Origin of the sequence: Stutzerimonas kunmingensis, from assembly GCF_900114065.1 — a bacterium.
Lineage (GTDB): Bacteria > Pseudomonadota > Gammaproteobacteria > Pseudomonadales > Pseudomonadaceae > Stutzerimonas > Stutzerimonas kunmingensis.
On the sequence record NZ_FORS01000002.1, the window covers coordinates 566,719 to 589,887 of the forward strand.

The window sequence follows — 23,169 nt, forward strand, 5'->3', positions numbered from 1 at the left end:
CCGCGATTACTCGAGCTTGCCAGCGTCGGTGGAACTGTCGTCAGCCCCGCCGGGCGCCGAATGCCGGTTCGGGTCAGTGGATTTTTCCTCGCTTCCCGACTGCGGCGCCACCAGCCGGCCATCTTCGGTCACGGTGCGTCCCTGATCGTCCTGGCGGGTTTCGACTTCCTCCTGCGGCGTCGGGTTGCCCATGGGGCTCGGCCGTGAGCCGGTGTCGTCCCGCGGAGTGCCAGCAGGAAACTGGGCCATGGCCGGTAGCGCAACCATGGCGCTCAGGATTGCCGTGAGCATCGTTTTCTTCATCTCGGTTCTCCGCTTAAGGACGACGTACTTAATTTGGTCATCCCCTGCTGGTATGAAGTTCAGCAGGGACAGATCGAGCCGTCCGACGGGTTCCGACAAGCGGCACTGGCCGGAAACTGCCGTGTAGAGCAGTTGCCGGACTTAATCCGCCGGGTGGACAGATCGCCGCATTTACAACCGGACAAGCACTGCTACGGTTGAATGACGTCGGGAAAACCAGGTGCGCAGAGGCCGCTTTACTGCGCTCAAGTCACCTTCCTACATAGGGAGGATTTATGAATACGCGTCTTCCGCTGTTCAAGATCGAAGCGATCCTGCACACCTACCTTCGCCCATTCCAGTGCGAATGCCGCGACGATTCCGACAACTCACTTCGCGTGCGCCTTTTTCAGGAGCCGCCGGACGAAGAACTGACCGTTCTCGGCATTTCCTACGATCAGTGCCGCGATGCCGCCAATCTGGTGCGTCTGGCGCAGGAACTGCGCATTGAAATGTGCGTCACGCGTAGCTCGCTGCCCGCCGAAGGCAAACAGCTCAGTCACGTCGAATGAGCCTCGCTTAGCGAGGCGTGCGGACGATCCGGCTGCTGGCGGTCTGGCCGCGCGCCATGTATTTCAGGAATAAGTCGTGGCCATAGCTGTGGCTGTGGGTGGCCTTCTGGCGGCCGAAGCGTTGCCAGGCGCGTTCATGGAGATAGAACACCAGGGTGTTGCACAGCGGCTCGATCAGCGCGACCGCCCCGCCGATCACCAGGCTCCCGGTGAGGGCATAGACGACGATGAACGCTGTCGCGAAATGCAGCACAGCGAAGGTCAAGGTCTTGAGTAGCGGGCGTTGTCTCATTGCTAGCTTCCACCAGGCGCGCGACGGCGAGTGGTCACGGCATGGCTAATAAGTTGGAGGGGTAATGCACCCGGCCAGCGGCAGCCGGGCGCCCGGGCTAGTCGCTTAGCGCTTGGCCTCGACATGCGGCTCGGCCGCACGAGTGAGATAGGCCTGGGTCAGCTCGGCCAGGTGGTCGCGTAGCCAGTCGGCCATGGCCACCTCCTCCACCAGGATGCGCTCGCACACTTCCTTGGTCTGCATGTCACCGACCGCTTCGGCGGCGGCGATGAGGATCTTGTAGGAGGCGATCTCGAGGTTCTCGAACACGTAGCCCATCTGCGCGCCCTTGACGATCTCATCATTGACCATCATGCCGCCCATGGCCTGCCCCATCGCCATCATCTTGCCGCCCAGGTCCTTGAGGCCGGAGTAGGACTTGTCGTAGCGCTGCAGGCAGCCTTCGATCAGCTTGGCCTGGTTCTGGGTTTCGGTGATGTGCTGTTCGATCCGCGCCTTGAGTTCGGGGTAGTGCTCTATGCGGCTGGCCTGCTTGTTCAGCATGGTTTCGGCCTGCGCCTCCATCGCGTGCGCATCGCGCAGCCATTCGATCAGGCGTTCGGTACGGACGTCATTGCCGGTCTGTGCACTCTGCATGGTTCAACTCCAATCGGGTCAGAAAATCGGGTCGTGCTCTGCAACCCGCTTGGAATTTGTGAAACATCCCGCCCATAGGAGTTCCGCCCACCCGTCCGGCGCACCTCCCGGCTGCACGCCCTGAACTTTCGCCGCCGGCTGTCTGTCTCTGCCCCAGACCTCTGGCCAACCGGAACGCCCGCTATCGAATTTCCAGCCTTTCTCCTGCAGTGGGATCACTACATCAGCCAGCCGGCACTGCGCACCATAGCCGCGGCGCTGTTCGTGGCGTTGGTCCTGAGTCTCTTCGGCCGGCTGCTGACCGCCCTGACGCTGCGCCTGGCGCGAGCCTTCCTGTTTACCCGGGAGCTGTCCGAGCAACTGGAAAGGCCCGTCCGGCTACTGTTGCCACTGGTAGGGGTGCAGGGCGTATGGACGTCAGCGCCGAACGATCTGCATCTCATCGACGCGGCACGGCATGTCACCACGCTGCTGATAATCGCCACCCTCACGTGGCTGGTGATGCGCTCGCTGCGTGGGCTGCAGCAGTTCATTCAGCTGCGCAATCCGGTGGATGTGGTCGACAACCTTCGCGCCCGCCAGATACAGACGCAATCACGTGTGCTGCTACGCACCCTGACCTTCTTTGTGCTGCTGATTGGCGCGGCGGCCATGCTGATGACCTTTCCCGGTGCCCGCCAGTTCGGTGCCAGCCTGCTGGCGTCGGCGGGCCTTGCCGGGCTAGCGGTGGGCTTTGCCGCGCGGCCGGTGCTGGCCAACCTCATCGCCGGCGTGCAGATCGCCATGACCCAGCCGATCCGCCTGGACGATGTGGTCATCGTCGAGAACGAATGGGGTCGCATCGAGGAAATCACCGGCACCTACGTCGTCGTGCGGATCTGGGATGACCGCCGGCTCATCGTGCCGTTGCAGCACTTCATCGAGAAACCGTTTCAGAACTGGACCCGTCGCAGCTCCAGCCTGATCGGCACGGTTTTCCTCTGGGCCGATTATTCGCTGCCGCTGGAGCCGCTGCGCGAGGAGCTGCGCCGGCTGTGCAAGGAAGTCCCCGAGCTGTGGGATGGTCGGGTCTGCGTCCTGCAGGTCACCGACACCAGCGAGAAATCCATTCAGCTGCGCGCCTTGGTGAGTTCGCCGGATTCGTCGCGCAACTGGGACCTGCGCTGCCACATTCGCGAAAGCCTGCTGAGCTTCATCCAGCGGCAATACCCGCACTCACTGCCGCAACTGCGCGCAGACCTCAGCGTCGGTCACAAGCAGCGGGTCGATACATCGCAGCCCGAACATGTCGAACCGGAGCGCCAGCCGCCGGTGTGACTAATCACCCTGGCGTTCCTCAAACTTCTTCAGCAACTCGACGTATTTGGCTGGCAGCTGGGTGAGACCGTGGCGCGCGGCCTGCTTGCGGATCGCGATACGGTCGCCTTCAAACTGCACCGTTTCGCTCACAACCACCTGTCGCTCGCCCCGCATCAGTGCATAGGCATAGCACTGGGTGCCGCCCTCATCCTCCTGATCATTGTCCGCAACGCCGGTATTCGACACGGCGAGGGTGGCGACGCTGGCGTTCAGCGCACCAATGGCCATCTCACGTGCGACCTCCTCGCTGGTCAGGCCGAATCGCTCGATGGTTTCGAAGTCCACCTTGAGCAGGCGGTTCTTTGCCTTGGGTGAATAGACCACGAAGCCGCTGTCGAGCACCTGGCCGCAACCCGGAATATCGCCCATCAGCGAAGCCATCAAACCGCAGGTACAGGACTCCGCGGTGGTCAGCGTCAGTTCCTCGCGTTGCAGAAAGTCAACGACTCGTTCGATCTCTTGCATGTTTTTTGCTCAGACCAATCCAGGTTCAACGCCTTCACGACTCTGTATTCGGAGCAAGTTGGCTGGTTGCGAGTTCCGGCAGCGGTAGTTGATCGGGTTTTCAAGAACTTCTACCGCGACGCCGGGTCTGGTTTCTGGTAGGGCCGGTGGAGCCCCACCTGCCTTCGCGGCAGCTCCGAACTAGATTTCAGCCTGGTCGTGTTCATGGTATGTGACGGTCATCAGATCGTTGCATAGGAGAAATATGCTCGTAGCTGGCGCCGGCACCTGGAACGCCGGGGCTCTGGGGAGATCGTGATGAGTATTGCCGCTGTGAACGCCCTGCCTGTCGGACTACCGAAGGCGCAACCCGCCATACCCCTGGTTACTCGCCCTGCCCTGCAGATTCGCAGTAGCCACGATGACAAACGCAAGATCCTGTTCGTCACCTCCGAACTGACCGATCTGGTCAAGACCGGCGGGCTCGCCGACGTGTCGGCGGCACTGCCCCGGGCGTTGGGCGCACGCCACGATGTGCGCGTGCTGATCCCCGGCTATTCGCAGGTAATCAACAGCGGTCACGCCATCCGCACGGTCGGCTCGCTGGGCGGCTATGCCGAGATTCCCGGCTGCCGCATTGGCCGGATGGACATGCCCGACGGCCTGATCATCTATGTGCTGATCTGCCCGGAACTCTATGAGCGCGAAGGCTCGCCATACGGTGACGCCGATGGCAACGACTGGCCGGACAATCCGGTGCGTTTCGCTCGCCTCGGACTGGCCGCTGCGGAAATCGCCGCCGGTACGGCCTGCATCCGCTGGGCGCCCGAGCTGGTGCACGCCCACGACTGGCCAGCCGGTCTGGCGCCCGCCTACATGCACTGGCGCGGGTTGAACACGCCCAGCGTCTTCACCATTCATAACCTCGCCTACCAGGGCAACATCGACATGGCGCAGCGGCGCCTGCTGGGAATCCCCGCCGAGGCCTGCGACCCGGAGCGCATGGAGTTCTACGGCAAGCTGTCCCTGCTCAAGGCCGGGATCGCCTATGCCAACCGTGTGACCACGGTGAGCGCTACCTACGCCGAGGAAATCACCACGCCGGAATTCGGTTGCGGCATGGAAGGCTTCCTCAGCATGAAAGCCCGGCAGGGACTGCTCAGTGGGCTGCTCAACGGCATCGACGAAAGCTGGGAGCCGGAAAGCGATCCCTATCTGGTGAAGGGTTTCAGCGCACGCAACTGGGAAGGCAAAGAGGCCAATGCCGCCTATATCCGCGATTCGTTCGGTCTCGAGCATTGCCATGCACCGCTGTTCGCCGTGGTCTCGCGCCTGGTGCACCAGAAGGGTGTCGACCTGACCCTCGACGTGGCCCATGCCATCGTCGAAGGCGGCGGCCAGCTGGCGATACTCGGCCAGGGCGATCACCAGATCGAGCATCAGGTTCGCCAGCTCGCCGCCCAGTACCCCGGCCGTGTCGCGGCCCACATCGGCTTCAACGAGACCGATGCGCGCCGCCTGTTCGCCGGCAGCGATTTTCTGCTGATGCCGTCGCGCTACGAGCCGTGCGGCCTCAGCCAGATGTATGCCCAACGCTATGCCTCGCTGCCCGTTGCACGTCGCACGGGCGGGCTGGCCGACTCCATCGATGACGGCATCACCGGGTTCCTGTTCAACGAATCCAATGTCAGCAGCTACCGGCAGGCCGTTCAGCGGGCGCTGGCGATCCATCAGCATCCTCAGCTGCTGGCCGCCATGCGTTGCCGGGCGATGGGGGCCGGCTTTTTCTGGCGTCACGCCATCGAACCCTATGACGCGCTGTACCGGAAATTGCTCGGAGAGCGCCGCGAGGTTCGTCTTTTAATCTGAAGAGGTCGTTCAATGCAGAAGCAGCGTGCCCATATCGGGCATCACGGGCCGGAGTTGCTGGAAGACGGGACCACCCGCTTCCGACTCTGGGCGCCCGATGCGCAAAACGTCAGTCTGATCGTTGTAGGCGCACAAACGCTGCCGATGACCGCCACTGAAGAAGGCTGGTTCAGCATCGATGCCCCTTACGGGGCCGGTACGCTCTACCGGTTTCTCATCGACGACGAACTGCATGTGCCCGACCCCGCCTCGCGGGCGCAGGCGGGTGACGTGCATGCGCCGAGCCTGGTGGTCGATACCCATGACAACTATCTGTGGCGCAACAGCAGCTGGCTCGGTCGTCCCTGGCACGAGACGGTGCTGTACGAAACCCATGTCGGTCTGTATGGCGGTTTCGCCGAGATGGAAAAGCACCTCGCCGGGCTTGCCGACCTCGGCGTGACGGCCATCGAGCTGATGCCGATCGCCGAGTTTCCCGGCGACCGCAACTGGGGTTACGACGGCGTTCTGCCCTACGCGCCGGAAGCGGCCTATGGCAGTCCGGAAGATCTAAAGCATCTGATCGATACCGCCCACGGCCTCGGCCTGATGGTGTTTCTCGATGTGGTCTACAACCACTTCGGCCCGGACGGCAATTACCTCGGCCGCTACGCCAAACACTTCTTCCGCCACGACCAGCAGACGCCCTGGGGCGATGGCATCGATTTCCGCCGCCGCGAAGTCCGCGACTTCTTCATCGACAACGCGCTGATGTGGCTGATGGACTACCGCTTCGACGGGCTGCGCTTCGATGCCGTGCATGCCATTCCCGACCGCAGCTTCCTCACCGAGCTGGCCGAGCGCGTGCACGCCACCGTGGAACCCGGTCGTCATGTGCATCTGGTGCTGGAGAACGAGGACAATCGCGCCAGCCTGCTGACCCAGGGCTTCACCGCGCAGTGGAACGATGACGGCCACAATGTGCTGCATGCGCTGCTCACCGACGAAAGCCAGGGCTATTACGCCGACTATCACCAGGACGCGACCAGCAAACTGGCGCGCTTTCTTGGCGAAGGCTTTGTCTACCAGGGGCAGAACAACCGCCGTGGCGAATCCCGTGGCGAGCCCAGTGCGCACCTGTCACCGACCTCGTTCGTGCTGTTCCTGCAGAACCATGACCAGACCGGCAACCGCGCCTTTGGCGATCGCCTGGTTACGCTGGCCGATGCCGACGCGCTCAGGGCTGCCACCGCCGTCCTGCTGCTTTCCCCCATGGTCCCGCTGTTGTTCATGGGCGAGGAATGGGGCTCGCGACAACCTTTCCTGTTCTTCACCAGCCATCACGGCGAGCTGGCCGATGCAGTGCGTGAAGGCCGCCGCAACGAATTCGCCGAGTTTTCCGAGTTCGCCGACGAAGCCACCCGCGAGCGCATTCCCGATCCCAACGCCGTATCCACGTTTGAGCAGTCGCGGCCGGACTTCGGTGCGCAGACGCAACCGGGGCACGCCGAGTGGCATGCGCTGTACCGCCAGCTGCTGAGCATCCGCCATGCCGAGATCGTGCCGCGCCTGCCCGGTAGCGCCTTTCTCGGTTGCAGCGTGCTGGGCGATGCCGCTGTGCTTGCACGCTGGCAGCTGGGTGATGGCAGTCAGCTGCGCCTTGAGCTGAACCTAGGCGAACAAGCCGCTCTACTGCCCGCCTCGTCTAGCGCAGCGCAGCTGCTGTTCGCCAGCCGTGCGTTGGATGCCACGCCCGACCAATTGCCGCCTCGTATGGCCAAGCTGTATCTGGAGAAAGCCAAATGAGCGACGAATCCCTGATCCGCCTGGCGGAAGCCGCCGGGCTCTCCATCGACTGGGTCGATGCCGACAACCGCGAACAACGGGTCGAGCCGGCCGTACTGCGTGACGTACTGACCTGCCTCGGGCTGGCGGCGGAAACCGATGCAGATATCGAAGCCAGCCTCGAAATTCTCGCGCACAAGAACAACCACGGCGGCGTGCCGCCGCTGCTGACCTGCGATCAGCACGCTGTACTGGACCTTTCCGCCTACTTTCCGGCGGCCAGTCGTTTCGAGTTGCAGGCAGAAGATGGTGGCGTTCAGCAGGGCACGCTCGACAACCAGGCGCGCCTGCCCGCCATCGACACGCCCGGCTACTACCGGCTGACCATCGACAAGTATCAGCTGACCGTGGCTATCGCCCCGCTCTCCTGCCCCACAGTTGCCGAGATCGCCGGGGCGGACGCCTGGGGCCTGACGGTGCAGTTATACGGGCTGCGCCGCGCGGACGATGGTGGCCTGGGCGACACCCAGGCACTGGAGGCGCTGGTCAGCAACGCTGCTGCCCACGGAGCCGATGCACTTGGAATCAGCCCAGTGCATGCCATGTTCGGCGCACATATCGACCAGTACAGCCCTTACTCACCGTCGAGCCGGCTGTTCTTCAACGTGCTGCACGCCGCGCCCGGGTCGATCCTTGGTGAGCGGCCGTTGCGCCAAGCCATCGAGACTTGCGGGTTAGGCGAGGAATTGAAACGGCTCGAGCGCCTGGAGCTGATCGACTGGCCGGCCGTGGCGCAATCGCGGCATCGCCTGTTGCGGCAGCTGTTCGACGACTTCAGCAAGGGCGGCAACGCCCTGCAGGTGGATTTCGACAGCTTCCGCGCGAGCGGTGGCGAGGCGTTGGAAAACCACTGCCGCTTTGAAGCTCTGCACACTCATCTGCGGGACGCACAGGGCCACACGCAGCACTGGAACGACTGGCCAAGCGAATACCGCGATCCCGCCAGCCCGGCTGTTGAGGCCTTTGCCCGCGAACATGCCGATGAGGTGAGTTACCACGCCTTTGGCCAATGGCTGATGGCCCGCGGCCTGGAGCGCGCCCAGGTTGCCGCGCGCAGTGCCGGCATGCGCATCGGGTTGATTTCCGACCTCGCCGTCGGCGCCGATGGCGGCGGCAGTCAGGCCTGGAGCCGCCAGGCCGAGCTGTTGGCATCGCTGAGTGTTGGCGCGCCGCCGGACATCATGAATCGCGATGGCCAGAACTGGGGCATTTCCGCTTTCTCGCCCTGGGGCCTGCGGCAGAACGGCTTCCGCGCCTATATCGAAATGCTGCGCGCCAACCTCGCCCATGCCGGCGGCATGCGTATCGACCACGTGCTGGGCCTGAAGCGTCTCTGGGTTGTACCCGCCGGTGCCGACCCGAAGCGCGGCGTGTACCTCAACTTCCCCTTCGACGACATGCTGCGCCTGCTCTGCCTCGAGGCCTGGCGCCACCAGGCGGTGATCCTCGGCGAAGACCTCGGCACCATTCCCCACGGCCTGCGTGACGTACTCGCGGCACGGGGGATCCTCGGTATGCGGGTGCTGCTGTTCGAACAGCACGACGGCCATTTCCAGACGCCTGCCCAGTACCCGGCGCAGGCGCTGGCAACCAGTACCACCCACGATATCCCGACCCTGACGGGCTGGTGGCACGGTCACGATATCGACTGGCGCATCAAGGTCGGCCAGGTGCCCGAATCGGACCGTGATGCCCAGTGGCAAGCGCGTGAGAAAGAACGCGCAGGGCTGAATCGCGCATTGTGCGAGTACAGCGGCAAGAACCCGGACGTGCTGCTGAACGCCGAGGAGGCGGTCGATGCCGCCATCTGCTTCCTGGCGCACACGCCCGCGCCGCTGGTACTGGTGCCGGTGGAAGATGCGCTCGGTCTGGAAGAACAGACCAACATGCCCGGCATCGTCGAAACCCATCCCAACTGGCGTCGCCGTTATCCCGGCGACAGTGCAACATTGCTCGACAGCCCGGCCAGTAGCCGTCGGCTGGCGTCCTTTGCGCAGGCCCGTCGTAACCATCGTGGAGCTGCGCATCGATGAAAGACCTAACCGCAACCCTGAGATTGCAGTTTCACCGCGACTTCACCCTCGACGACGCTACCGCGCTGGTCGACTACTTCGCGGAACTCGGCATCAGCCACATCTATGCGTCCCCATTGCTGACCGCCCGCCCCGGCTCCATGCACGGCTATGACGTGATCGACCCGACCCGCATCAACCCTGAACTGGGCGGCGAACCGGCGTTGCAGCGTCTGGTGGAGGCCCTGCGCGGCAAGGGCATGGGGCTCATCCTCGACATCGTCTCCAACCACATGGCTGTCGGTGGCTCGGGCAACGCCTGGTGGCTGGACGTACTCGAGTGGGGCCGCCGCAGCCCGTACGCGCAGTTCTTCGACATCGAGTGGAATTCGCCGGACCCCCTGCTCGAAGGCCAGTTGTTGGTGCCCTTCCTTGGCAGCGACTACGGCGAGGCGCTGCAGCAGGGCACCGTGAAGCTGCGCCTGGACGTTGATAACGGCTCGCTGTACGCCGAGCATTACGAGCACCGTTTTCCGATCACCCCGCCGAGCTACGGCGAGGTGTTGCGTGCCGCCGATCATCCGCAGCTGCGTACCCTGGCGCAGCACTTCGATGCTCTGAAGACCGAGCCCGCGCCGTACCAGGCCGCTCGCTTGCTACGCACCGAGCTCGCCGAGCAGCTGCAGGACGCCAGTACTCGCCAGGCGCTGGAGCAGGCGCTCAATTGCTACGACTCCACTACCGATGACGGCTTCCGCCGCCTGCACAGCCTGCTGGAACGTCAGAACTATCGGCTGGCCAGCTGGCGGACCGCGGGTGACGACATCAACTGGCGGCGCTTCTTCGACATCAATGAGCTGGGCGGCCTGCGCGTCGAACGTCCGGTGGTGTTCGAGGAAACCCACGCCAAGATTTTCGAGCTGATCGGCGATGGCCTGGTCGACGGCCTGCGCATCGACCATATCGACGGGCTAGCCGACCCGCGCGGCTATTGCCGACGCCTGCGCCGGCGTGTCGATCGGCTGAATGCCGGGCGCCCGCAGGACGCGGTGCAGGATCACGTGCCGATCTACGTCGAGAAGATTCTCGCCGGTGGCGAGCGGCTGCATGACGACTGGGGCGTGGACGGCACCACCGGTTACGAATTCATGAATCAGGTGTCGCTGCTGCAGCATGACCCGGCCGGTGAATCGCTGCTCTGCGCCTTGTGGAGCGAGACCAGCGGGCGTACCACCGATTTCATGGAAGAGGCTCGCCAGGCTCGCCAGCTGGTGCTGACCGGCCCGCTGGCGGGCGACTTCGAAACCGTCGCCCTGTCGCTTTTGCAGGTCGCCCGCGGCGACGTGATGACCCGCGACATTACCCTCGGCGCGATTCGCCGCGCCCTGCTGGAGCTGATCATTCACTTCCCGGTGTATCGCACCTACATTGCCGCACCGGGACGCCGCGAGGCCGATGAACCGTTCTTCCAGCAGGCGCTGGACGGCGCGAAGACGACCTTGAGCGAAGCCGACTGGCCGTTGCTCGAGCATCTGCAGCGCTGGCTCGGCGGCGAAAGCCTGCGGCAACTGCCACGCAGCCTGCGCAAGATTCGCCGTTACGCCTGCACACGCTTCCAGCAGCTGACCTCGCCGGCTGCGGCGAAGGCCGTGGAGGATACCGCCTGCTACCGCTCCGGCATTCTGCTGTCGCGCAACGATGTCGGCTTCGACCCGCAACACTTCAGCGCGCCATTGCAGGCATTCCACGACGAGTGCCTGCAACGCGCCGAGCACTTCCCGCGCAACATGCTGACCACCGCAACTCACGACCATAAGCGTGGCGAGGATACCCGCGCCCGCATCGCGGTAATCAGCGAGCGCGCCGAATGGTTTGCCGGCAAGGTGCGGCGCTGGCGCGAGATGAGTGCCAGCCACATCCAGCAGCTTGGTGACGGTGCGGCGCCCTCGCCCGGCGATGAGCTGATGCTGTTCCAGATTCTGCTCGGCAGCTGGCCGCTGGAGCTGCGGGCCGACGACAAGGCGGCGATGGAGCAGTACTGCACACGCATCCTGCAATGGCAGGAGAAAGCCCTGCGCGAGGCCAAGCTGCGCACCACCTGGAGCGACCCCAACAGCGATTACGAAAGCGCCTGCCGCCAGCACGTCGAGTACCTGCTACTCACCGGCGAAGGTGCACCATTACGGGACGAAATCGCTGCGGCCGCTGCCGAACTGGCCCCTGCCGGTGCGTTGAACAGCCTTGTGCAAAGTCTGCTGCGCATGACCACCCCCGGCGTGCCCGACCTCTATCAGGGCACCGAGTACTGGGACTTCAGCCTGGTCGATCCCGACAATCGGCGGCCGGTGGACTTCACTGCACGGCAGCACAGCCTCGCCAGCGCGGCCTCACTCGATGAGCTGCTGCAAAGCTGGCACGACGGTCGCATCAAGCAAGCTGTGATCCGCCGCACACTGCAGCTGCGTCGACGCTACCCGCGGCTGTTCAGCGAAGGCCGCTATCTGCCGCTTGCGGTTTCTGGCGAGCAGGCCGAGCAGCTGCTGGCATTCGCCCGCGAGCTGGAAGGCGAGTGGGTGGTAGTCGTGGTGCCGCGGCTGGCAGCGGATCTGCTGGGGGATCGTGGAGTACCGAGCATTCCGGCGCAGCGCTGGGGCAACACCCGGATCGAACTGCCCGAGGCGCTAAACGGTAGTGAATTCGAGCGACTTTTCGACGGAACGACAGTCTCATCCCAACAAGCCAGCCTAGAGGTTGCGCGCGTTCTGGACGGACTATCGGCGGCCGTCCTGCATACGTCTATGACCGCAAATGGAGAATCCCAACAATGAGTTCAGAAGAGCAACGTATCCGCGAGTTCGCTTATCAGATCTGGCAATCCGAAGGTTGCCCGGAAGGGGAAGATGAACGCCATTGGGCCATGGCGCGCAAGCTGGTCGAGGCCGAATACGGCGCTGCCGATGCCAAACCCGCCAGTCGTCCACGCAAGACCGCTACCAAACCCACCGACGCCACACCAAAAGCCAAGGCCAAAGCCAAGGACGTGAAGGATGCGAAGGACGCGCCAGCTGCCAAACCCCGCGCGAGCCGTGCCGCACCCAAGGCTGGCACCGATGCCAAGGCCGGTACACCCGAAACCATCAAAAAAACACGCACCCCGCGCGCGAAGAAGGAAAGCTGACCGGCGGCAGGCATCTTGTCGGCGTCGGATCGGTCGAATGATCGTCCGCGCCGACACCCGCCTCGGCACGCCATCCGGAATCCGCCTTTGGAGATTTCATGAGTAAGAAGAAGCCCTACGTGCCGCAGGTTACGACCCCGTCCAGGATCAGTGAGGGCTTGCCCTTCCCTCTCGGGGCAACCTGGGACGGCCTGGGTGTCAATTTCGCCATTTTCTCCGCCCACGCCACCAAGGTTGAGCTCTGCCTGTTCGACTCCAGCGGCGAGATCGAACTCGAGCGTATCGAGTTGCCCGAGTACACCGATGAGATCTGGCACGGCTATCTGCCGGATGCGCATCCCGGGCAGATCTACGGCTACCGCGTATACGGTCCGTACGACCCGGAGAACGGCCATCGTTTCAACCCGAACAAGCTGCTGATCGACCCCTATGCCAAGCAACTGGTAGGCGAGCTGAAATGGTCCGAAGCGCTGTTCGGCTACACCATTGGCCACCCTGACGGCGATCTCAGCTTTGACGAGCGCGACAGCGCACCCTTCGTGCCCAAGTGCAAGATCATCGATCCGGCCTTTACCTGGGGCCGCGATCACCCCGTGCAGGTGCCCTGGGACAAGACGATCATCTACGAGACCCACGTGCGCGGTTACACCATGCGCCATCCGGCGGTAGCGGACGATGTGCGCGGCACCTTCGCCGGCTTCAAGACGCCGGAAGTGATCGACTACATCCGCAAGCTTGGCGTCTCCTCGATCGAGCTGCTGCCGATCCATGCCTTCGTGCAAGACCAGCATCTGCTCGAAAAAGGCATGGCCAACTACTGGGGCTACAACAGCATCGCCTTCTTCGCGCCGCACCCCAAGTATCTGGCCAGCGGCAAGATCACCGAATTCAAGGAGATGGTCGCGCACCTGCACAACGCCGACCTCGAGGTGATTCTCGACGTGGTCTACAACCACACCGCCGAGGGTAACGAGCGCGGCCCGACCCTCTCCATGCGCGGCATCGACAACGCCTCGTACTACCGCCTGATGCCGGACGACAAACGCTACTACATCAATGATTCCGGCACAGGCAACACGCTGGACATGAGCCACCCGTGCGTACTGCAGATGGTCACCGACTCGCTGCGCTACTGGGCGACCGAGATGCACGTGGATGGCTTTCGCTTCGATCTGGCGACCATTCTCGGCCGCGAGCATGACGGTTTCGACGAGCGCCACGGCTTCCTCGTCGCCTGTCGCCAGGACCCGGTGCTGGCCAAGACCAAATTGATATCCGAGCCCTGGGACTGCGGCCCCGGCGGCTATCAGGTTGGCGGTTTCCCGCCGGGCTGGGCCGAGTGGAACGACCAGTTCCGCGATACGGTGCGCTCGTTCTGGAAAGGCGACGACGGCCAGCTGGCTGATTTTGCCAGCCGTCTCACCGGCTCCGGCGACCTGTTCAACCAGCGCGGGCGACGTCCGTTCAGCTCGATCAACTTCGTCACCGCCCATGACGGCTTCACGTTGAAGGACCTGGTGTCCTACAACCACAAGCACAACGAGGACAACGACGAAGACAACCGCGACGGCAGCGACAACAACCTGTCGTGGAACCATGGCGTCGAAGGCCATACAGACGACCCGGAGATCAACGAGCTGCGCTATCGGCAGATGCGCAATTTCCTCGCCACGCTGCTGTTCTCCCAGGGCACGCCGATGATCGTCGCCGGTGACGAGTTCGCCCGAACACAGCACGGCAACAACAATGCCTATTGCCAGGACAGCGAGATCGGCTGGGTCAACTGGGACATCAGCGAAGACAGCTACGGCCTGCTGGGTTTCGCTCGTAAGCTGATCCGCTTGCGCCAGCGCTTCCCCATGCTTCGCCGTGGGCGCTTTCTGGTCGGCGCCTACCACGAAGAGCTCGGTGTGAAGGACGTGACCTGGCTGGCGCCGAATGCGGAGGAAATGTCCATCGAGCAGTGGGAGGACGCACACAACCGCTGCATGGGCATGCTGCTTGACGGTCGAGCCCAGCCCACGGGCATCCGACGTGCAGGCTCCGACGCAACGCTGCTGATCATCGTAAACGCGCATCATGACCTGGTGAACTTCACGCTGCCGGAGGTGCCGCAAGGGATCTACTGGAATCGCCTGATCGACACCAACCACCCGACCGCTCGACCGGAACGGTTCGACTTCAACAACGAATACGCCGTGACCGGCCGTTCGCTGCTGCTGCTCGAACTGATCAAGTCCGACGAGTGAGCAAATGCGCCTCGGCCCAGTGCGGCCGGGGCGCTTATGCTGGCTTTCTCCGGGATCGCGTGCCTGGCATCCATTGCTGCCCCTTCCACACCAACTTGTTTTGTGGGGCGGGGCCGCAAGGCCTCGACCGCGAAGAGGTGCTTCAACAGTTCAGCGGCACGGCTGGCTTGGCGTCCCTGAATTTCGCCGCGCGGAAATCGGGCTATAGACGCCCTTCCCACCTCACGCCAAATCCATAACGGATGTGGGAGCGATCTCGACCGCAAAGCTCCTGTACCGCCACAGACTTAGTCCCGCGCCCACGCGCAAAAAACGACACGCGGTAGTGAACCTCATCGCGTGACTCAAGTCCCAAAACCAGCGCGGCCCCCTAACCAACCCAACGGATTCGTTCTGCTCGTCGCCGGCAGCCTTGTCTTTTCCGTGATGGATCACACGTCATGCTCTCTCTGCGACCGCTTTTGTATCCCCTTCTATTCCTGCTCGGGCTGGCACCTCTGGTGCCGGCCTTGGCCGCCAGCAACCAGGCAAAAGCCGACAAACCGGGCTCGGTGCGCCTGTTCATCAACCGTGCCGGCAGCGGCAAGGCGATGGACGTCAGCAACACGCTGGAAGTGCCGGTCGAGGTCACCTTGCGGCTGACGCGCATGGTCAACGTGGCCGGCGTCGGCAAGGGTGTGATTCGCAAGACCATACCGGCCAACAGCCGCGTTCGCGTGGCTACCCTGAGCAAGCGCAAGGCCGGCGGGCCAATAATGTTCAAGCATTCGTTCAGCTACGCGATGCTGTTCTCGCCGGAGCCGGATCAGCCTGACTCGGTTTCGATCGAAGGGCCGGCGTACGCGCTGCCGTGGCAAGGCGGGCCGTTCCGCATCTCCCAAGGCGCTGGCGGCGACTTCAGCCACAACTCGCCGAGCGGTCGTTATGCGGTGGATATCGCCATGCCTGTCGGCACCCCTATCGTGGCGGCTCGGGCGGGCACCGTGGTGAAGATTCGCAACGGCCAGGGCGGCCGGTTTCCCGACCCGGCCGGCAACTACGTGCGCATCGAACACGAGGACGGCACCCACAGCGCCTACCTGCATCTGAGCCGCGGATCGGTGCGGGTCAAGCCAGGGCAGCAGGTCAAGCTCGGCACGCTGTTGGGCAAGTCCGGCAACACCGGCCGCAGCACCGGACCACACCTGCACTTCGTGGTGCAAAAGGCCTATGGCAGCTCGATGTTGTCGATCCCCTTCCGCTTCAACCAGCCGGTTAGCTCGCTGCCCAACTTTGCGCTGAGCAGTCAGTAAAGCCAGGGCCTAGAGCATGCGCTGCATGATGTCGTCGCGCTTGACCAGGCGGTGATACAGCGCAGCGCCGATATGCCCGAGCACCAGCAGAACGGTGAGCCAGGCCAGCGGTGAATGCACGCTGCCGCGCGAGGCGGCCCAGGCGATCTCCGGGCCTTTCTCCACCAGTTGCTGGCCGAACACCTTGACCCCGTAGCCATTGCCGATCAGATACAGCAGACCGCTGATCGGCATCAGCAACATGCAGCCGTACAGTGCCAGATGACCGCCCTTGACCAGCCATGCTGTGGCCGGGTCATGCGGCGGGCGCTGTTTGAGCTGGCTCGCCGCCCAGGCGATGCGCAGCACTACCAGTACCAGCAGCACCGCGCCAAGGGAAACATGCCAGGGCACCAGGGTCTGCCCGACCCAGTGCTCGCCTTCGGCGATGCGGTCGCCGAGCTTGAGAAACTGCCAGACGATCAGTAGTGCCATCAGCCAGTGGAATGCTCGCGAAACCGTGCCGTAGCGACTTCTGGAGTCGACCGCCGAGTTCGCGTTCGCAGCGGCTCCGGGCGGCTGGCCCGCTTCGGATTGCCAGTCGATCCGCAGGCGCTCTTCCCCCGCCATACGCGCCAGGTGATCGGCCACTACCTTCTGCAACTGCAGCGCTTTGTCCTGATCGGCTGCTTCCAGATGCGCGTTCAGGTATCCCTCACCGGCGTGCAGATCACAGCGGCCGATCGGCAGCTCGATGGTCCCGCCCTGCTCGTCCAGTTGCACGGGAAACTTGTGCCGCCAGTGGTTGCACAGCCGCTTGATCAGCCGCAACGGGTTCTCTGCCGCGATACGGGCATGTGATCGATACATCGCTTGTTCTCCTGTAGAAATTTGCCCTGTCAGCCGAAGCGATAGGCGGACAGCGTGGTGTGCATGACGCGGTCACTGAAGACCTTGCGTCCGATGGAGTCGCCACCCGCGCCGGCCGCCACCAGCAGCGGAAGCAGATGTTCCTCGGCGCGCGGCGGATGACAGAGGCGTGCAGACGGCGCCTGGTCCCAGCTTTGCAGCGCGAGGTCGCGTTGCGCGGGCGCGGTTTCGACCGCAGCGCTCAGCCAATGATCGAACTCGTCGGAGATCGGCGCGAAACGAGGGTCGCCGTAGCCACGCATGTTGTGAAAGCTCATGCCGCTGCCGACGATCAGCACCCCGTCCTTGCGCAAGCCCTGCAAGGCACGACCGGCCTCGATATGTGCCTGCGGGTCGAGGTCGCTGCGCAACGAAAGCTGCACCACCGGGATATCCGCGTCGGGAAACATCAGCTTCAGCGGGATGAACACGCCGTGGTCGAAGCCGCGCTGTGCGTCCTCATGGCCACCGAGCGAAGCGTCTTCGAGCAGACCGGCGATACGCGCAGCCAGCCGCGGCTCACCTGCAGTCGGATAGCGCAGCTCATAGGTGTGCGGCGGAAAGCCGTGATAGTCGTAGACCAATGCCGGCCGCGCAGCGCTGGTGACGCTGAACGTCGACTGCAGCCAGTGCCCGGAAATCAGCACGATGGCCGTCGGTTTCGCCGGCAGTGTCGCGGCGATGCCCCTGAGGAAATCAGCCATGGCGTTCCAGGCGGTCGGCGGGTTCCACTCCATGAAGAAGCAAGGCCCGGCGCCATGCGGCACGAACAGCGTCGGCATGGTTCGATCGGTAGCAGGATCACTGGCAATCATCATCGGGCTCCCTGAAGGACGTGCGACAAAGCATGACCTACACTCAATAGTGATAGAACATGCTAAAAAGCACAGACAGTTTTAACCATTAGTAGGAGCTGCGATGCTCGACAGAATCACTGGCATGCGCGTATTCGCCCGCGCTGCCACGGCTGGCAGCCTCTCGGCGGCGGCGCGCCATCTGGAAATGTCGCCAGCGATGGCCAGCAAACATGTCGATGCGCTGGAGGCCCGTCTCGGGGTCAAGTTGTTCCACCGCAGCACCCGCCGCCTGAGCCTGACCGAGGCCGGCAGCAACTATCTGGAGGCCTGCCAGCGCATCCTCCCGGAGATAGAGGAAGCCGAGGCCAGCGTTGCGTCGCAGCGGATCGAGGCCACCGGGCTGTTGCGCATGAATGTGCCGCTGACGTTCGGCACGCAATTTATCGCCCCGCTCATTCCGGAGTTCAGCCGTCGCCATCCCGCGGTGAAAGTGGAACTCGGCCTGACCGACAGCCGGATCGACCTGATCGATGGCGGCTGGGACATGGCCGTTCGCATTGGCAGGCTGCAGGACAGTCCCATGCAGGCCCGCCAGCTTGCCGATTCCCCATTGTTGGTCTGTGCCGCGCCGCGCTATCTGGATGAGCGAGGCGTGCCGCGCAGCGTCGCCGACCTGGGGCAGCACAACTGTCTCGGCTACAGCCTGGCTAGCCTCGCCGCGGGCAAGGTCTGGCCGTTCGGTCGCAATGCCGAGGTGCGGATCGCAGTCAACGGCGACCTGGTCGCCAACAATGGGGAAGCCCTGGTGGCCGCCGCGGTCGGTGGACAGGGCGTGATCTACCAGCCGCAATTCATTGTCGCCAGGGCGTTGCGCAGCGGTGAACTGGTCGCCCTCGAGCTGGATCAGCCGTGCGTCGAGCTTGGTGGAATTCACGTCGTCTACCCGCCCGATAGACGTCCTCCGGCCAAGGTCCGGGTGATGATCGATTATCTGGTCGACGCCTTTTCCGCTGACCTGCCGTGGAGCCTGTCGCCGGACTGAATCCGGTCCAGTACAGCCGCAAGACCGCGGTCCAGAGCGCAACCCGCACGCTAAAACTGCCACCACCGCGATAGAAAAGGTGAACCGCTACTGCGCGCAAAAGTCGGAACAGATGTGCGCATCGGCGATTGCGCACCTGTCTGGGCGAATTGGAGTGGTTATGAAAGCGGTCAACCCCATCACCGGTGAAACGCCCTGCGTAGCAGCTACCGCCGCCAGTAATCCGGCAAGCGCCTCGTCTGTCCTGATTGCACGGTAGGGCCCGTCCATGGCGAACATTCATATCGGTATATCCGGCTGGCGTTATGCGCCCTGGCGCGGCGATTTCTACCCCAAGGGGCTGACGCAGAAGAAGGAACTGCAGTTCGCCTCGCGCGCGGTGAGCAGCATCGAGATCAATGGCTCGTTCTATTCGCTGCAGACCCCGGAACGCTATGCCGACTGGTACGCCGATACGCCAAAGGGCTTCGTTTTCAGCATCAAGGGGCCGCGCTACATAACCCACGTGCGCCGTCTTAACGATGTGGAGAAACCGATCGCCAACTTCTTCGCTTCGGGAATCTTCCAGCTCAAGGAAAAACTCGGGCCGATCCTCTGGCAGTTCCCGCCTTCGTTCAAATTCGATGCGGAACTGTTCGAGACTTTTCTTCGCCAGCTGCCCCACGACACCGAAGCCGCGCTGGCCATCGCCAAAGGATGCGAGCCCCGCATGGAGGGGCGCAGCTACCTGTCCATCGACCGCAAGCGGCCGATGCGGCATGCGGTGGAAATCCGCAACGCCAGTTTCGCCGCGCCCGAATTCATCGACCTGCTGCGCAAGTACCGGGTCGCGCTGGTGGTGGCCGACACCGCCGGCAAGTGGCCGCACCTAGAAGACCTCACCAGCGACTTCGTCTACATCCGCCTGCATGGCGCGGAGGAGCTCTATACCAGCGGTTACACCGATGCCGCGCTGGACCACTGGTGCCAACGCATCCAGCGCTGGAGCGACGGCGACCAGCCCGATGACGCGCGACTGACCAGCCCGCGCAAGCCGCGGCCGCGCAAATCCCGCGCGGTGTACTGCTATTTCGACAACGACGTGAAGGTTCGCGCGCCCTATGACGCGCGGCAACTGCTGCGCCGGCTCGGCCTGGATGAACACCTGCAGGCCACGCCTGGCCAACTGGAAGGAGCAATGGTTTGACTCTGGACAAAAATCACCCGATCGAAAGCGCCGACCTCGATGCCCACATGGCGACAGCGGTCAATTCGATCCGCATTCTCACGGTCAATACGCACAAGGGCTTCACCGCACTCAACCGTCGCTTCATCCTTCCCGAGCTGCGTGAAGCGGTGCGCAGTGTCTCGGCGGATGTGGTGTTCCTGCAGGAAGTTCTCGGCACCCACGACAAGCACGCAATGCGCTTTCACAACTGGCCCTCCACGCCGCAGTACGAGTTCCTGGCCGATAGCATCTGGACCGATTTCGCCTACGGCCGCAACGCGGTTTACCCGGACGGCGACCATGGCAATGCCGTGCTGTCGAAGTTTCCGATCACCCGCTACGAGAACCTCGACATTTCCATCGCCGGCCCGGAACGCCGCGGCCTATTGCATAGCGTGCTGCAGGTGCCGGGGCACGACGAGTTTCACGCGATCTGCGTACACCTTGGGCTGCGCGAGTCGCACCGCCAGCAGCAGCTGGAACTGCTCTGCAACCTGCTCGACTCGCTGCCCGAAGGTGCGCCCGTGGTGGTCGCGGGAGACTTCAACGACTGGCGACTCAAGGCCACCAGGACCCTGGACCGCTGTGCTGGCCTGCATGAGGTCTTCGCCGTTTCCCAGGGTCAGGTGGCGAAAACCTTCCCGGCACGCTGGCCGATGCTGCGCCTGGACCGCATCTATGTGCGCAATGCCAGCAGCCACGATGCGCGAATCCTCGGTAACAAACCCTGGACGCACTTGTCAGATCATCTGCCCCTAGCGGTGGAGATACATCTATGAGTTACCACTGGAGAGACGGGAATCGCCTTCAGTTACTGGAAAACGGCGAAGAGTTCTTTCCTCGAGTGTTCGAGGTCATCGCCCAGGCCAAGAAAGAAGTGCTGCTGGAAACCTTCATCCTGTTCCAGGACAAGGTAGGCGCGGAGCTGCAGAAAGCGCTGATCGCCGCCGCGGAAAACGGCGCCAGCGTCGATGTGACTGTGGACGGCTACGGCTCGGCGGACCTGTGCGGTGATTTCGTCACCGCCATGACCCGGGTCGGCGTGCGTATTCACATGTTCGATCCCGGCAAGCGCCTACTCGGCCGCCGGCTCAACGTGTTCCGGCGCATGCATCGCAAGATCGTCGTGGTCGATGGCGAGGTCGCCTTCATCGGCGGCATCAACTTCTCCGCCGATCACCTGGGTGACTTCGGGCCGGCCGCCAAGCAGGACTATGCCCTGCAGGTGGAAGGTCCTGTGGTGCGTGATATCCACCACTTCGCACTGGCGCAGATCGCACCGGACAAGCCGACCCATCGCTGGTGGCGGCGGCGCATGCGTCATCAGACGCCGGGTTACGGTGGCGTCAGCCGTGGCGAGGCGCGGGCGTTGTTCGTCATCCGCGACAACGACCAGCACCGCAACGACATCGAGCAGCACTACCTGCAAGCGATTCGAGATGCTCGCTCTAGGTTATTGATTGCAAACGCCTATTTCTTCCCCGGTTATCGTGTGTTGCGGGAAATCCGCAACGCCGCGCGGCGCGGGGTGCGGGTGCGGCTGATCCTCCAGGGCGAGCCGGACATGCCCATCGCCAAGTTCGGCGCGCGCATGCTCTACAACTACCTGATGCGCGACGGCGTGGAGATCCACGAGTACTGCCGCCGCCCGCTGCATGGCAAGGTCGCGCTGGCCGACTACGAGTGGTCCACTGTCGGCTCGAGCAACCTCGATCCGCTGAGCCTGTCGCTCAATCTGGAGGCCAACCTGATCATTCGTGATCATGTGTTCAACCGCCACCTGCACGAGCGCCTTGATCACCTGCTGCAGACCGACTGCCGGCGTATTCCGCTGGAGCGGATCGTCCGCGGATTCTGGTGGCGTGCGCCGCTGGCCTTCCTGATCTTCCACTTCCTGCGGCACTTCCCGGGACTGGTCAGCCTGTTCCCCGAGCACAAGCCACGCCTGGAGTTGATCGATCCGGACACCACCCGCCCACTCGATCCCGTGCCTTCTCCCCTGCAGCGAGACCACCAATGAGCCAGACCAACCAGGCCGGGGCAAAGAGCGGCTGCCGCCGACGCTGGCCGCTGATCAAGAAAATCCTCACCTATGTGTTCTTCGCACTTGTCGTCGGCCTGCTAGTCGGTCTCGCGCGCAACCTCGATTGGGGTGAGGTCTACAAGACCCTGCGCAACTACCAGGCACAGACGCTGTGGATGGCTGGCGCTGCCGCTTTTGGCAGCTACCTGGTGTACTGCTTCTTCGATGTGCTGGGCAAAGGCTACGCACGGCATGACCTGCCGATCCGACAGATCCTGCCGGTGACCTTCGTCTGCTACGCCTTCAACCTCAACCTGAGCGCCTGGGTCGGCGGCATCGCCCTGCGTTTCCGTCTGTACTCGCGCCTGGGGCTGAAACCCTCGCAGATCACCCGGGTGTTCACCATGAGCATCCTCACCAACTGGCTGGGCTACATGTGGCTGGCCGGAATGATCTTCGCCATGGGCTGGATTCAGCCGCCGGCCAGCTGGGAAATCGGCTTCACCGCCCTGCGGGTGCTTGGCGTCGGCCTGCTGGTGGCGTGTGTGGTGTATCTGTGGCTGTGCGGCTTCTCCAAGCGTCGCTCGTGGACCATTCGCGGCCACGAGATTCAACTGCCTTCGCTGCGCCTGGCGCTGATCCAGCTGGTGCTGGGCGCGGCCAACTGGTCACTCATGGCGCTGGTGGTGTACTTCATGCTTTCCCAGAAGGCCGCCTACCCCGAAGTGCTGGGTATCCTGATGATCAGCAGCATCGCCGGCGTGGTCACCCACATCCCGGCCGGCCTCGGTGTCATCGAGGCGGTATTCGTGGCGATGCTCGCCGACGAGATGAGCAAAGGCGCCATCGTCGGCGGCCTGATCGGCTACCGGGTGATCTACTTCCTGATCCCGCTGCTGTTCGCCACCCTCGTCTATGTGGTGCTCGAAGCCCGGGCGAAGAAATTGCGCAGCAGCAACCAGGCCGGCGATCAGCAGCCCGTCTCCCAGGAAACGGGCTGAGGGTCAGCGAAGCAATTTCCGGGAAGACCGCGATTCGAGATGTGCTCCGTTCGCGGCCAGGGCCCGCTGCTACAAAGGCGGATACTTGAACGGAGCCACGGTGGCACTGCCTCACCGGTCGGTTCTGTCAGCAGCTCAATCCACGACATGACAATCCACGACATGCTCGACCGCGGCGTCCGTGGGAGCGGTCTTGACCGCG

Annotated in this window: 20 protein-coding genes; 14 read left to right on the forward strand and 6 right to left on the reverse strand. The window is 63.5% G+C overall.

What is annotated here, in order from left to right; translation table 11 throughout:
• Positions 1-6 precede the first annotated feature (6 nt).
• Positions 7-303, reverse strand: coding sequence for a hypothetical protein (locus BM275_RS07130; protein ID WP_090520244.1), 297 nt, complete (start codon positions 301-303; stop codon positions 7-9).
• A gap of 275 nt (positions 304-578) precedes the next feature.
• Here BM275_RS07130 and BM275_RS07135 point away from each other — a divergent pair, with 275 nt between their 5' ends.
• A complete protein-coding gene (locus tag BM275_RS07135) occupies positions 579-854 on the forward strand; it encodes a DUF1652 domain-containing protein (protein WP_090520246.1) in 276 nt (91 codons plus the stop codon).
• Between the two features lie 7 nt (positions 855-861).
• Here BM275_RS07135 and BM275_RS07140 read toward each other — a convergent pair whose 3' ends face one another.
• On the reverse strand, positions 862-1,146 hold the full coding sequence (locus BM275_RS07140; RefSeq protein WP_090520248.1) for a DUF2061 domain-containing protein: 285 nt from the start codon (positions 1,144-1,146) through the stop codon (positions 862-864).
• Between the two features lie 105 nt (positions 1,147-1,251).
• Positions 1,252-1,782, reverse strand: coding sequence for a ferritin-like domain-containing protein (locus tag BM275_RS07145; RefSeq protein ID WP_023445378.1), 531 nt, complete (start codon positions 1,780-1,782; stop codon positions 1,252-1,254).
• Positions 1,783-1,986: 204 nt separating this feature from the next.
• On the opposite strand from BM275_RS07145, the gene BM275_RS07150 reads away from it, so the two are divergent.
• Positions 1,987-3,099 carry a mechanosensitive ion channel family protein gene (locus tag BM275_RS07150; protein ID WP_090520250.1) on the forward strand — a complete coding sequence of 371 codons (1,113 nt, stop codon included), beginning with the start codon at positions 1,987-1,989 and terminating at the stop codon, positions 3,097-3,099.
• Here BM275_RS07150 and BM275_RS07155 read toward each other — a convergent pair whose 3' ends face one another.
• Positions 3,100-3,606 carry a CinA family protein gene (locus BM275_RS07155; protein WP_090520252.1) on the reverse strand — a complete coding sequence of 169 codons (507 nt, stop codon included), beginning with the start codon at positions 3,604-3,606 and terminating at the stop codon, positions 3,100-3,102.
• 297 nt (positions 3,607-3,903) lie between these two features.
• Between BM275_RS07155 and glgA the strand changes: the two genes are divergently transcribed.
• The 7 genes from glgA to BM275_RS07190 all read left to right on the forward strand — a co-directional run bounded on the left by glgA (position 3,904) and on the right by BM275_RS07190 (position 16,009).
• A complete protein-coding gene (gene glgA / locus BM275_RS07160) occupies positions 3,904-5,454 on the forward strand; it encodes a glycogen synthase GlgA (protein ID WP_041013780.1) in 1,551 nt (516 codons plus the stop codon).
• Between the two features lie 12 nt (positions 5,455-5,466).
• Complete coding sequence (gene treZ, locus BM275_RS07165; RefSeq protein WP_014820213.1) at positions 5,467-7,239, forward strand: malto-oligosyltrehalose trehalohydrolase; 1,773 nt, start codon at positions 5,467-5,469, stop codon at positions 7,237-7,239.
• A complete protein-coding gene (gene malQ / locus BM275_RS07170; protein ID WP_090520254.1) occupies positions 7,236-9,311 on the forward strand; it encodes a 4-alpha-glucanotransferase in 2,076 nt (691 codons plus the stop codon). The genes treZ and malQ overlap by 4 nt, the downstream gene beginning before the upstream one ends.
• On the forward strand, positions 9,308-12,118 hold the full coding sequence (locus BM275_RS07175) for a malto-oligosyltrehalose synthase (RefSeq protein ID WP_090520256.1): 2,811 nt from the start codon (positions 9,308-9,310) through the stop codon (positions 12,116-12,118). The genes malQ and BM275_RS07175 overlap by 4 nt, the downstream gene beginning before the upstream one ends.
• Complete coding sequence (locus BM275_RS07180) at positions 12,115-12,468, forward strand: DUF2934 domain-containing protein (RefSeq protein WP_014820210.1); 354 nt, start codon at positions 12,115-12,117, stop codon at positions 12,466-12,468. Before BM275_RS07175 ends, BM275_RS07180 begins: the two co-directional genes overlap by 4 nt.
• Positions 12,469-12,566: 98 nt before the next feature.
• A complete protein-coding gene (gene glgX, locus BM275_RS07185; protein ID WP_090520258.1) occupies positions 12,567-14,717 on the forward strand; it encodes a glycogen debranching protein GlgX in 2,151 nt (716 codons plus the stop codon).
• A gap of 440 nt (positions 14,718-15,157) precedes the next feature.
• Positions 15,158-16,009, forward strand: coding sequence for a M23 family metallopeptidase (locus tag BM275_RS07190; RefSeq protein ID WP_090520261.1), 852 nt, complete (start codon positions 15,158-15,160; stop codon positions 16,007-16,009).
• A gap of 9 nt (positions 16,010-16,018) precedes the next feature.
• Here the strand turns inward: BM275_RS07190 and BM275_RS07195 are convergent, their stop codons facing one another.
• Both BM275_RS07195 and BM275_RS07200 read right to left on the reverse strand, forming a co-directional pair.
• Positions 16,019-16,858 (reverse strand): DUF2218 domain-containing protein, encoded by an 840-nt coding sequence (locus BM275_RS07195; RefSeq protein WP_090520263.1) that lies wholly within the window; start codon positions 16,856-16,858, stop codon positions 16,019-16,021.
• Between the two features lie 29 nt (positions 16,859-16,887).
• Complete coding sequence (locus BM275_RS07200; RefSeq protein ID WP_090520265.1) at positions 16,888-17,712, reverse strand: DODA-type extradiol aromatic ring-opening family dioxygenase; 825 nt, start codon at positions 17,710-17,712, stop codon at positions 16,888-16,890.
• Positions 17,713-17,815: 103 nt separating this feature from the next.
• On the opposite strand from BM275_RS07200, the gene BM275_RS07205 reads away from it, so the two are divergent.
• The 5 genes from BM275_RS07205 to BM275_RS07230 all read left to right on the forward strand — a co-directional run bounded on the left by BM275_RS07205 (position 17,816) and on the right by BM275_RS07230 (position 22,967).
• Positions 17,816-18,736 (forward strand): LysR family transcriptional regulator, encoded by a 921-nt coding sequence (locus BM275_RS07205; protein ID WP_090520266.1) that lies wholly within the window; start codon positions 17,816-17,818, stop codon positions 18,734-18,736.
• Between the two features lie 268 nt (positions 18,737-19,004).
• A complete protein-coding gene (locus BM275_RS07215) occupies positions 19,005-19,922 on the forward strand; it encodes a DUF72 domain-containing protein (RefSeq protein ID WP_041013769.1) in 918 nt (305 codons plus the stop codon).
• Positions 19,919-20,722: an endonuclease/exonuclease/phosphatase family protein gene (locus tag BM275_RS07220; RefSeq protein ID WP_042928118.1), complete on the forward strand. Its 804-nt coding sequence runs from the start codon at positions 19,919-19,921 to the stop codon at positions 20,720-20,722. Before BM275_RS07215 ends, BM275_RS07220 begins: the two co-directional genes overlap by 4 nt.
• The gene (gene clsB, locus BM275_RS07225) at positions 20,719-21,963 is read left to right on the forward strand and encodes a cardiolipin synthase ClsB (RefSeq protein ID WP_014820201.1); all 1,245 of its coding nucleotides are present in this window, start codon (positions 20,719-20,721) and stop codon (positions 21,961-21,963) included. Before BM275_RS07220 ends, clsB begins: the two co-directional genes overlap by 4 nt.
• The gene (locus BM275_RS07230; protein ID WP_090520270.1) at positions 21,960-22,967 is read left to right on the forward strand and encodes a lysylphosphatidylglycerol synthase domain-containing protein; all 1,008 of its coding nucleotides are present in this window, start codon (positions 21,960-21,962) and stop codon (positions 22,965-22,967) included. Before clsB ends, BM275_RS07230 begins: the two co-directional genes overlap by 4 nt.
• The last annotated feature ends 202 nt before the right edge of the window (positions 22,968-23,169 follow it).